Genomic DNA, 11397 nt, shown 5'->3' on the forward strand with positions numbered 1-11397 from the left:
AAAGATCGACAGCTTCGTCAGGCAGTACAACGAGAACTGCAAGCCGTTCACCTGGACGGCCACCGCGGATTCAATCCTCGAAAAACTCGCTCGCCTCTGCGCACGAATTACCGGGACAGGACACTAGCCCGGTCGCCTCAGCGCTGGGGCGTGAAGGCCTGCAGCACGCGGTAGCCGCCGCCCTGGCCCACGGACTGCACCAGGGCGAAGCCGCCATCGCAGTTCCAGTCCAGGCGGAAGTCCCCGGCCGGCGGCAGGGCGCCGCGGGCCTTGCGTGCCAGCGTCAGGTGCGGCCGGAAGCGCCGCGCCTCGGTGGGCAGGCCGGCGGCCTGCACCGCGCGCCCGCAGGCCTCGTGCAGGGCCTGCAGCGGCCCGGACATCGCCAGCGGCCGCAGCACCGCGATGCCGTCCCAGTCCTGCACCCGGCCCCAGCGGGTCGTGAGCGGCTGCACGGCGACCGTGGCGAGGGCCGCGCTCAGGGTCGGTAGCCGGCCCTCGGGCACCATGCCCAGGAACTGCAAGGTGAGGTGCAGCCTTTCCGCCGCCACCGGCTTCGCGCCGGCCGGCCAGGCCCAGCGGCCTTGCCAGGCCGCGATCGCGTCGCGCACCGCCGGCGTGGGCCACAGCGCCACGAAGAGGCGCAGGCGCCCGCCGGGCGTGGCGGGCTGGACGGGCCCGGTGGGCGGCGCGTCCGCCGGGGGCATGCGGGGGCCGGTCATCGCGCCAGCATAACCCCTGGCTTGCAGCAGGTCGTATCAATCGTTACTATCCGCGCGCCTGCCATGACGCTAGACCCCCAGCACCACTTCGGCTTCCTGCTCAAGGACGTCTCGCGCCTGTACACGCGCAGCTTCGGCGCCCGCGCCGAGCCGCTGGGCCTGTCGCTGGACCGCTGCCGCGTGCTGGGCTACCTGCGGCGCCAGCAGGGCCTGAACCAGGCGCAGCTGGCCGAGCTGTGCGACACCGACCCCATGACCCTGGGCCGCCTGCTCGCCCGCATGGAGGCCGAGGGCCTGGTCGAGCGCGAACCCAACCCGGACGACCGGCGCGCCCACCGCCTGCGCCCGGGCCGCGCCGCCGGCCGGCTGCTCGCCCGCATGGACCCGCTGGCCGACCAGACCGAGGCCGGGGCCCTGGCCGGGCTGGACGCCGCCGAGCGGCGCCAGCTGGCCGCGCTGCTGGAGCGCGTCAAGGCCAACCTCACGGGGGCCGGCCCATGCTGATCGGCATCGTCCGCACCGCGCTGCGCCGGCCCTACACCTTCGTGGTGATGGCGCTGCTGCTGATGATCGTCGGCCCGCTGGCGGCGCTGCGCACCCCCACCGACATCTTCCCGGAGATCCGCATCCCGGTGATCGCGGTGGCCTGGAACTACACCGGCCTGCCGCCCGACCAGATGGCCGGGCGCATCTCCACGCTGTACCAGCGCTCGCTCACCACCACGGTGAACGACATCGAGCACATCGAGGCCAGCACCTACACCGGCATCAGCATCGTGAAGATCTTCTTCCAGCCGGGGGTGGACATCGCGGTCGCCAACGCGCAGGTGGCGGCGATCTCGCAGACCGTGGTGCGGCAGATGCCGCCCGGCACCACGCCCCCGCTGATCCTGAACTTCAACGCCGCCACGGTGCCCATCCTGCAGCTGGCGCTCTCGGGCAAGGGCCTGTCCGAGCAGTCGCTGTTCGACCTGGGCATCAACACCGTGCGCCCGCCGCTGGTCACGGTGCCCGGCGCGGCCATCCCGTACCCCTACGGCGGCAAGCAGCGCCTGGTGCAGATCGACCTGGATCCGGCGGCGCTGCAGGCGCACGGCCTGTCGGCGCAGGACGTGGCCAATGCGCTGGCGGCGCAGAACCTGATCGTGCCGATCGGCACGCAGAAGATCGGCGCCTTCGAGTACGCGCTGCTGCTGAACAACGCGCCCTCGGCCATCGCCGACCTGGGCCGCCTGCCCATACGCACCGTGGACGGCGCCACGCTCTACATCCGCGACGTCGCCAACGTGCACGACGGCAACGCGCCGCAGACCAACATCGTGCACGTGGACGGCAGCCGCTCGGTGCTGATGTCGGTGCTCAAGAACGGCAGCGCGTCCACCCTGGACATCGTGGACGGCATCCTGGGCAAGCTCAAGGCCGCGAGCGCGGGCTGGCCGGCCGAACTGAAGGTCGCGCCCATCAACGACCAGTCGCTGTTCGTGCGCGCCGCCGTCAAGGGCGTGGCCACCGAAGGCGCCATCGCGGCCGCGCTCACCAGCCTGATGATCCTGCTGTTCCTGGGCAGCTGGCGCTCCACGGTGATCATTGCGGTCTCCATCCCGTTGTCCATCCTGGGCGCGCTCACCGGCCTGGCGCTCATCGGCGAAACCCTGAACCTGATGACCCTGGGCGGCCTGGCGCTGGCGGTGGGCATCCTGGTGGACGACGCCACCGTCACCATCGAGAACATCAACTGGCACCTGGAGCACGGCAAGGGCGTGGAGGACGCGATCCTCGACGGCGCGCAGCAGATCGTCACCCCCGCCTTCGTCTCGCTGCTGTGCATCTGCATCGTCTTCGTGCCCATGTTCTTCCTGCAGGGCGTGGCGCGCTTCCTGTTCGTGCCCATGGCCGAGGCGGTGATGCTGGCCATGGCCTGCTCCTTCGTCCTCTCGCGCACCCTGGTGCCCACGCTGGCCAAATACCTGCTGCGCCCGCATGCGCCGCACCTGGAAGAGACCGACCTCGCCCAGCGCCCCTGGCCGGTGCGGCTGCAGCGCGGCTTCGAGGCCCGCTTCGAGCGGCTGCGCGGCCGCTACCACGGTCTGCTGGACCTCGCGATGGCGCGCCGGGGCCGCTTCGTCACCGTGTTCCTGCTGCTGGTGCTGGCCTCCTTCGCGCTGGTGCCCTTCATCGGCAGCAATTTCTTCCCGGCGGTGGACAGCGGCCAGATCCTGATCCACGCCCGGGCGCCGGTGGGCACGCGGGTGGAGGAGACGGCGCAGCGCTTCGCCCGCATCGAGCGGGCCATCGCCCAGGTGGTGCCGCCCGAGGAGACCGCCACGCTGGTGGACAACATCGGCCTGCCCAACAGCAGCATCAACCTGACCTACAACAACACCGGCGTGATCGGCACCCAGGACGGGGACATCCAGATCGCGCTGCGCCACGGCCACGCGCCCACCGCCGACTACGTGCGCACGCTGCGCGAGACGCTGCCGCGCCAGTTCCCGGACACGGTGTTCTCCTTCCCCCCGGCCGACATCGTCAGCCAGATCCTCAACTTCGGCGCCCCCGCGCCCATCGACATCCAGGTGCGGGGCGCCAACCTGGCGGGCAACTTCGAATTCGCCGGCAAGCTGCTCAAGCGCATCCGCGGCATTCCCGGCGTGGCCGACGCGCGCATCCAGCAGTCCAACCGCAGCCCGCTGTTCGCGGTCGACGTGGACCGCTCGCGCGCCGCCGCACTGGGGCTGACCGAGCGCGACGTGACCAACAGCCTGGTGGTGAACCTGGCCGGCTCCAGCCAGGTCGCGCCCACCTACTGGCTGAACCCGGCCAACGGCATCAGCTACTCCATCGTCATGCAGACGCCGCAGTACCGCATGGACTCGCTGGCGGCGCTGGCCGGCCTGCCGCTCTCGGGCCCGGGCAGCGCGGGCGCCGGCGCGCCGCCGGTGCTGGGCGGCCTGGCCGAGTTCCGGCGCGGCACCGGCAACGCGGTGGTGAGCCAGTACGACGTGCAGTCGCTGGTGCAGGTCAACGCCAGCACGCAGGACCGCGACCTGGGCGCGGTGGCGGCCGACATCCGCCGCGCCATCGAGGACCTGCAGCCGCAGCTGCCGCGCGGCTCCACGGTGGTGGTGCTGGGCCAGGTGCGCACCATGGAGCGCGCCTTCGCCGGCCTGCTGCTGGGCCTGCTGGGCGCGATCGTGCTGATCTACCTGCTGATCGTGGTGAACTTCCAGTCCTGGAGCGACCCCTTCGTGATCGTCTCGGCGCTGCCGGCGGCGCTGGCCGGGATCGTGTGGATGCTGTTCGCCACCCAAACCACGCTCTCGGTGCCGGCGCTCACCGGCGCGATCATGTGCATGGGCGTGGCCACCGCCAACAGCGTGCTGGTGATCAGCTTCGCCCGCGAGCGGCTGGCTGTGCTGGGCGACCCCGTCGCCGCGGCGGTGGAGGCCGGCTTCGTGCGCTTCCGCCCGGTGCTGATGACGGCGCTGGCCATGGTCATCGGCATGCTGCCCATGGCGCTGGGCCTGGGCGAGGGCGGCGAGCAGAACGCGCCGCTGGGCCGGGCCGTGATCGGCGGCCTGGTCTTCGCCACCGTCGCCACCCTGGTCTTCGTTCCCGTGGTGTTCAGCCTGGTGCACAGGCGCCATGCACCGCAGGACCTTCCGCAACCCCTTCCTGGAGATGCGCATGCCGCCTGAGGCGCCGCACCCCGCCCACGCACGGTCGCGCGGCTTCCAGCTCGCGGCCCTGGTGCTCGTCGTCATCGCGCTCGCGGTGCTCGCCTTCGGGCTGCTGTCGCGCCGCTCGCAGGCCCAGGCCCTGCAGGCGCGGGCCGAGGCCGCCACGCTGCGGCCCGTGGTGGTGATTCCCCCGGGCGGCGGCTCTGCCGCTTCCACGCTGGAGCTGCCCGGCCGCATCGAGGCGCAGTCGCGCGCGCCCATCTACGCCCGCGTGCCCGGCTACCTCAAGCGCTGGACCGTGGACATCGGCACCCCGGTCAAGGCCGGCCAGCTCCTGGCCGAGATCGAGACGCCCGACCTGGACCAGCAGCTGGCCCAGGCGCGCGCCGAGCTGGGCACCGCCCGCGCCAACGCCGCGCTGTCGGAGACCACCGCGAAGCGCTGGCAGGCGCTGCTGCAGCGCGACGCCGTCTCGCGCCAGGAGGCGGACGAGAAGGCCGCCGACCTGGCGGCGCGCCAGGCGGCGGTGCGCGCGCTGGAGGCCAACGTGCAGCGCTACGAGGCGCTCAAGCAGTTCACCCGCCTGGTCGCGCCCTTCGACGGCGTGGTGACGGCCCGCAACACCGACGTGGGCGCGCTGATCAACGTCGGCGGCGCACCGGGCTCGGAGCTGTTCGTGGTGTCCGACCTGCGCAAGCTGCGCGTGTACGTGAACGTGCCGCAGACCTACACGGCGGCGATACGCACCGGCACCCAGGCCCGCGTGAGCGTGCCCGAGCAGCCCGGCCGCAGCTGGCCGGCCACGGTGCAGGCCGTCTCGCGCGCCGTGAGCAGCGCCAGCGGCAGCATGCTGGTGCAGCTGGCGCTGGACAACGCCGGCGCCGACCTGCTGCCGGGCGGCTTCGCCTCGGTCGCCTTTCCGCAGGCGCGGCCGGCGGGCGTGCTGAGCGTGCCGCCGGGCGCGCTGATCTACGGCCAGGCCGGTGTGCGCGTGGCCGTCGTGGACGGCGAGGACCGCATCCGGCTCAAGCCGGTCACCATCTCGCGCGACCTGGGCGCGGTGGTCGAGATCGGCAGCGGCCTCGCGGCCAGCGACCGCGTGGTCGAGAGCCCGCCGGACGGCGTGGAGGAGGGCGACAAGGTGCAGGTCGTCGCGACGCCCGTGGCCCCGGCCTCCGCGGCCGGCAAGCGCTGAGCCATGGCGCGTTCCGTTTTTCTGCTGGACGCCTTCGCGCACGGGCCGCGCCTGGAGGGCGCAGCGCAGGCGGCCCGAGACGCGGGCACGGCGCCGGCCGCGGACACGGCCGTGGTGCGGCCCGCGGCCCCCCGTGCCGTGTCACCCGGCCTGGCCGCGCTGGCCCTGGCGCTGGTGCTGGGCGGTTGCGCGGCGCCCGCTGAGACGCCGCTGCCGGCTGTGCCCACGGCCGCGAGCTGGCGCGAGGCCGGGGCCTGGGCCCCCGCCCAGCCGGCCGACGAGGCCCCGCGCGGTGACTGGTGGACCCTGTTCGGCGATCCCGAGCTCGACGCCCTGGAGCGCAGGCTGGACGCCCAGAGCCCCGACCTTGCCGCCGCCCTGGCGCGCTATGACCAGGCCCGCGCCGCCAGTGCGCTGGCCGGTGCGGCGCAGGGCCCCAGCGTGTCGGGCAGCGCCAATGTGCAGCGCGACCGCCAGTCGCGCCAGCGCCCGCTGCGTGTGCTGGGCCCGAACTCGCCGGACCTGTACGACTCGGCCACGCTGACCCTGGACCTGGAATACGAGATCGACCTGTGGGGCCGCGTGCGGCAGCAGGTGACCTCGGCGCGCGCCGCCGAGGCCGCCGCCCAGGCGGACCTGGCCTCGGCCCGGCTCTCGCTGCAGGCCCAGCTGGCCGACCAGTGGATCGCCCTGCGCGGCCTGGACCGCGACGCCCAGCTGCTGCGGTCCACCGAAGCCGCCTATGCGCGCGCCCTCGACCTGGTGCGCGAGCGCCACGACGGGGGCATCGCCTCCGGGCTGGACCTGGCACGGGCCCAGGCCCAGCTGGAGGCCACGCGTTCGCAGCTGCGGCAATCGCTGGCGCAGCGCGCGGTGGTGGAACATGCGGTCGCCGCCCTGGTGGGCGAATCGCCCTCCACCTTCAGCGTGGAGACGCGCAGCGAAGCCCTGCCCCTGCCCAGCGTGCCCACGGGCCTGCCCTCGCAGCTGCTGCAGCGGCGGCCCGACATCGCGGCGGCGCAGCGGCGCGTGGCCGCGGCCAACGCCAGCCTGGGCGTGGCCCGCACCGCGTTCTTCCCCAGCGTCACGCTCAGCGCGATGGGGGGGCTGCAGACCAGCCAGCCCGGGCAGATCCTGGGGGCGCCCAACACCTGGTGGGCGATAGGCCCCACGCTGGCGCTCGCGCTGTTCGACGGCGGCCGCCGCGCCGCCGGCATCGCCAACGCGCAGGCGCAGCTCGATGAGGCCGGGGCCCGCTACCGGGGCCAGGTGCTGGCCGCCTTCCAGCAGGTGGAGGACAGCCTCGCGCTGATCCGCGAAACCGGCGCGGCGGCCGACTCCGAGGCCGCCGGCCTGGCGGCGGCGCGTCGCGCGCTGGCGCTCTCCACGGCGCGCTACACCGAGGGCGCGGCGAGCTACCTCGAGGTGGTGGCCTCGCAGGCCGCGGCCCTGCAGGCCGAGCGCAGCCTGCTGGACCTGGGCAACCGGCAGCGGCGCGCCACCGTGACCCTGGTCAAGGCGCTGGGCGGCGGCTGGTCCCCCGCGTGACGTATGCTCGGGCCATGGGCCTGGGGTCATGGCGCTGGAAGGTGGGAGTCGGGCTGCTGCTCGCGCTGGCGGCGTACGCGGCGCTGGGCTTCTGGTTCGTGCCCTGGTTCGTGCAGCGCGAGGCCAGCCGCTACATCGTGCAGGTGCTGCACCGCCAGGGCGGCATCGGCAGCCTGCGCTTCAACCCGTTCACGCTGCGCCTGGAGGCGGCCGACCTGACGCTGGCCGAGGCCGACGGCGCGCCGCTGGCCCGCGTGGGCTCGCTGGACGTGTCCCTGCGCTGGCGTTCCCTCACCAGCCGGGCCTGGCACTTCGGGCCGATCCGCATCGGCCAGCCCACGGCCTACCTGCGCATCGCGCCGGACGGCCGCTTCAACATCGCCGAGCTGCTGCAATCCCTGCCGCCGTCGCAGCCCGCCGCCGAACCCGCAGCCCTGCCGCGCCTGGTGATCGAGCGCCTGGCCGTGGAGGATGGCCTGGTGCAGATCCAGGACCGCCAGGCCGGCTACGACAACACCATCACGCCGATCGGCTTCGAGCTCGACGACTTCAACACCCTGGCCGACGGCGGCGACACGCACACGCTGAGCGCGCAATCGCGCTACGGCGGCAAGCTGCTGTGGCGGGGCCACCTGTCGCTGCAGCCGCTGCGCGCCACGGGGGAACTGGTGCTGGAGAACGCCTCGCTGGGCGAACTGGCGGCCTACATCAAGCCCCGCGTGGCGGGCCTGGTGCAACTGGAAGGCCGGCTCGCCGCGACGCTGCCCTACACGGTGGAGTACGCCGGCGGCCGGCTGGACGTGCACTTGAACGGCGCCCGCCTGGGCCTGCAGGGCCTGGCGCTCGACTGGCAGGGCCTGCAGGGCCGGGTGGACAGCGGCGAGCTGGGACTCACCGCCCACCTCGCGCGGGCCGGCAACGGGCCGCTGCAGTTCAGCGCCAGCGGCGGCAACCTCTCGATGACGGACCTGCACCTGGCCAAGGCGGGCCTCGCGCCGCTGGCGCTCACGCGGCTGGCCGTGCGCGAGGCCGCGCTGGACCTGCAGGCGCGGCGGCTGCGCGCCGGCAAGCTCGCGCTGGAAGGCCTGGACCTGGACGTGCAGCGCGATCCCCAGGGCGCGATCAGCCTGCTGCGCTGGCTGCCGGCGCAGGGCGGCAAGCCGGCTGCCGGGTCCGGGGCGGACGCCCCGCCCACGCCGGCCTGGGCGGCCCAGGTCGACCGCATCGAGCTGTCGCGCAGCCGGCTCGCCTTCGCCGATGCGGGCAGCGGCGTGCACCTGCGGCTGGCGGCCATCGATGCCACCGTGCTGGGTGCCGGGACCGATCTGGACAAGCCCCTGACATTCGACGCCGACGTGCAGGTGCAGGAGGGCGGCAGGCTCTCCGCGCAGGGCACGCTGGTGCCGGCCACCGCGGCGCTGCAGGCCCAGGTGCAGGTGGCCGGGCTGGCGCTCAAGCCGGTCGAGCCCCTGCTGGCCCGCTTCGTCAAGCTGCGCATCGGCGGCGGCAAGGTGGATGCGCGCGGCCGGCTGGACACCGGCGGCGGCAGCGCCAGGGCGCCTGCCTTGCGCTACGCCGGCAGCCTGGACGTGGCCGGCTTCGCGCTGCGCGAGACCACCGGCGAGCTCTTCGCCGGCTGGAAGCGGCTGTCGGCGCCGCAGCTCACGCTGGCCCTCGCGCCCAACCGCCTGGACATCCCCGAGCTGCGGCTCACCGGGGCCGATGCCAAGCTGATCATCGAGGAAAACCGCAGCCTGAACGCCGCCCGGCTGCTGGTGCGTCCGCCCGCCGCGGCGGCCTCGGCCGCGACGGCGGCGGCTGCGCCGGCCAGCGCGGCTGCGGCGCCAGTGCAGGCACAGGCACAGGCACAGGCCGTGGCGAGCGCGCCCGCCCGCCCCGCGGCGAAGCCTGCGGCCGCGCCGGCGCCCGCCGGCGACCCCTTCCCCGTGCGCATACGCCGCCTGCGCGTGGCCAACTCCCGCCTGGAGTTCACCGACCTCAGCCTGCGGCCGCAGTTCAGCGCCCGCATCTACGAGCTGGGCGGCGCCGTCAACGGCATCTCCTCCAGCGGCAGCGCCCGCAGCCAGATCGCGCTGGAGGGCCGGGTCGACGAGTTCGGGCTGGCGCGCATCGAGGGCGAGCTCAACCCCTTCGTGCCGCGCTTCAACACCGACGTCCGCTTCAGTTTCCGCAACGTGGACATGGTGCCGGCCTCGCCCTACAGCATGAAGTTCGCCGGCTACCGCATCGCCAGCGGCCGCATCTCGCTGGACCTGGACTACAAGGTGCGCGAGGGCCGGCTGGAGGGCAACAACCACGTGGTGATCGACAAGCTCACGCTGGGCGAGCGCGTGGACAGCCCCGACGCGCTGAAGATCCCGCTGCAGCTCGCGCTGGCCATCCTCACCGACAGCGACGGGCGCATCGACCTGGGCCTGCCGGTCAGCGGCGACCTGGACGACCCGCAGTTCAGCTACGGCGCCCTGATCTGGAAGGCCATCACCAACGTGCTGACCAAGGTGGTCACGGCGCCTTTCCGCGCACTGGGCTCGCTGCTGGGCGTGAGCGGCAATTCGCTGGAGGCGATCGCGTTCGACCCCGGCAGCAGCCGCCTGCTGCCGCCGGAGCGCGAGAAGCTGGGGCAGGTGGCGCAGGCGCTGGCCAAGCGCGGCAACCTGCGGCTCGAGGTGCCGGCCAGCTACAGCGAAGCCGCCGATGGCGCGGCCCTGCGCGAGGATGCGCTGCGGCGCGAGCTGCTGGCGCGCGCCGGCGTCAAGCTGCAGCCCGGCGAGGCGCCGGGCCCGCTGGACCTGGGCGACCGAAAGCTGCGCAGCGCCATGCGCGAGCTCTATGCGAAGCGCTTCGGCGACGGCGAGCTGGACAAGGCGCGCAAGGCCGCCGAAGCCGAGGCGGGCAGGGCGGCGGCACAGTCCGCGGCCCGTGCGGGCGGCGGCGCCACGGGGGCGGGCGCGCCGGCTGCCGCGCCCGCCACTCCGGCGGCGCCCGTGCCGCTGTGGCAGCGCGCCGCCAACCTGATCTCGGGCGAGCCGCAGGTGGCCGATGCCAGCGCCTTCTACCGCGCGCTGCACGATCGGCTGGCGCGCGAGCAGCCGCTGCCGGCCGACGCGCTGCCCGCGCTGGGCCGGGCGCGCGCCCAGCAGCTCTTGTCTGCGCTGGCCCAGGCCGGCGTGGATGGGACGCGCGCGAGCGCGGCGGCGCCCGCGGCGGTCGAGTCGGCGCCGGGCAAGCCAGTGCCGCTGAAGCTGGGCCTGGCGCCCCGCTGACGCGCCCGGCGCACACCGCGTGACGGGGATGACAGCGCCCACGGCGCTGTCCGACATCGCGCACCGCGGACGGCGGGTACACCCACGGGTTTTTGCCAACCCGACCAGGAACCCCAGCCATGAAAGCCATCGTCTACAACGGCCCGCGCGACGTGCAGGTGGTCGAGCGCCCGGACCCGCGCATCGAGCATCCCTGCGACGTGATCGTGAAGATCACCAGCACCAACATCTGCGGCTCCGACCTTCACATGTACGAGGGCCGCACCACCCTGGAGAAGGGCCGCATCATCGGCCACGAGAACCTGGGCGTGGTGGTCGAGGCCGGCCCCGCGTTGCGCCGCATCCGCAAGGGCGACCACGTCTGCGTGCCCTTCAACGTGAGCTGCGGCTTCTGCGAGAACTGCGAGCGCGGCTACACCGCCGCCTGCCTGACCATGAACCCGGGCAACGCCGGCGCGGGCTACGGCTACGCCGACATGGGCCCCTACGAAGGCGGCCAGGCCGAGTACCTGCGCGTGCCCTACGCCGACTTCAACTGCCTGAAGCTGCCCGAGGGCGCGCAGGAGCAGGAGAACGACTACGTGATGCTGGCCGACATCTGGCCCACGGGCTGGCACGCGGTCGAACTCTCGGGCTTCATGCCCGGCGAATCCGTCGTCGTCTATGGCTGCGGGCCGGTCGGCCTGATGGCCGCCTACTCGGCGGTGCTGCGCGGGGCCAGCCAGGTGATGGTGGTGGACCGGCACCCGGACCGCCTCGCGCTGGCCGAGAAGATCGGTGCCGTGGCCATCGACGACAGCCGCGGCAACCCGGTGGACCAGGTGAAGGAACTGACGAAGGGCCGCGGCGCCGACCGCGGCTGCGAATGCGTGGGCTACCAGTGCCACGACCCGGCCGGCCACGAGGTGCCCAACGCCACCATGAACGACCTGGTGAAGTCGGTCAAGGCGACCGGGGGCCTGGGGGTGGTG

The 11397-nt window shown here is 73.7% G+C and carries 7 protein-coding genes and 1 pseudogene; 7 read left to right on the top strand and 1 reads right to left on the bottom strand.

The window, feature by feature from the left end:
* Positions 1-127 (top strand): annotated as a pseudogene (locus IM725_RS18475) (IS630 family transposase); the annotation flags it as partial.
* A 10-nt stretch (positions 128-137) separates the two neighbouring features.
* Here IM725_RS18475 and thpR read toward each other — a convergent pair.
* A complete protein-coding gene (gene thpR / locus IM725_RS18480; protein WP_193782109.1) occupies positions 138-719 on the bottom strand; it encodes an RNA 2',3'-cyclic phosphodiesterase in 582 nt (193 codons plus the stop codon).
* 63 nt (positions 720-782) lie between these two features.
* On the opposite strand from thpR, the gene IM725_RS18485 reads away from it, so the two are divergent.
* From IM725_RS18485 to IM725_RS18510, 6 genes are all read left to right on the top strand, one after another.
* Positions 783-1223 (top strand): MarR family winged helix-turn-helix transcriptional regulator, encoded by a 441-nt coding sequence (locus IM725_RS18485; protein ID WP_193782110.1) that lies wholly within the window; start codon positions 783-785, stop codon positions 1221-1223.
* Positions 1220-4417 (top strand): efflux RND transporter permease subunit, encoded by a 3198-nt coding sequence (locus IM725_RS18490; RefSeq protein WP_193782115.1) that lies wholly within the window; start codon positions 1220-1222, stop codon positions 4415-4417. Before IM725_RS18485 ends, IM725_RS18490 begins: the two co-directional genes overlap by 4 nt.
* Positions 4365-5594, top strand: a complete 1230-nt coding sequence (locus IM725_RS18495) for an efflux RND transporter periplasmic adaptor subunit (RefSeq protein WP_227753931.1) — start codon at positions 4365-4367, stop codon at positions 5592-5594. Before IM725_RS18490 ends, IM725_RS18495 begins: the two co-directional genes overlap by 53 nt.
* 3 nt (positions 5595-5597) lie before the next feature.
* The gene (locus IM725_RS18500; protein ID WP_193782111.1) at positions 5598-7142 is read left to right on the top strand and encodes an efflux transporter outer membrane subunit; all 1545 of its coding nucleotides are present in this window, start codon (positions 5598-5600) and stop codon (positions 7140-7142) included.
* A gap of 14 nt (positions 7143-7156) precedes the next feature.
* The gene (locus tag IM725_RS18505; protein ID WP_193782112.1) at positions 7157-10426 is read left to right on the top strand and encodes a DUF748 domain-containing protein; all 3270 of its coding nucleotides are present in this window, start codon (positions 7157-7159) and stop codon (positions 10424-10426) included.
* A 119-nt stretch (positions 10427-10545) separates the two neighbouring features.
* Positions 10546-11397, top strand: an 852-nt coding sequence (locus IM725_RS18510; RefSeq protein WP_193782113.1) for a glutathione-independent formaldehyde dehydrogenase, incomplete at its 3' end; no start/stop codon positions are given.

The organism is Ramlibacter aquaticus (genome assembly GCF_015159745.1).
Taxonomy (GTDB): domain Bacteria; phylum Pseudomonadota; class Gammaproteobacteria; order Burkholderiales; family Burkholderiaceae_C; genus Ramlibacter; species Ramlibacter aquaticus.

Bases quoted from the DNA above. Each gene is read 5' to 3' on its own strand.
- IM725_RS18505 (WP_193782112.1), top strand. From the start codon at position 7,157: ATGGGCCTGGGGTCATGGCGCTGGAAGGTGGGAGTCGGGCTGCTGCTC.
- thpR (WP_193782109.1), bottom strand. From the start codon at position 719: ATGACCGGCCCCCGCATGCCCCCGGCGGACGCGCCGCCCACCGGGCCC.
- IM725_RS18500 (WP_193782111.1), top strand. From the start codon at position 5,598: ATGGCGCGTTCCGTTTTTCTGCTGGACGCCTTCGCGCACGGGCCGCGC.
- IM725_RS18485 (WP_193782110.1), top strand. From the start codon at position 783: ATGACGCTAGACCCCCAGCACCACTTCGGCTTCCTGCTCAAGGACGTC.
- IM725_RS18495 (WP_227753931.1), top strand. From the start codon at position 4,365: ATGCACCGCAGGACCTTCCGCAACCCCTTCCTGGAGATGCGCATGCCG.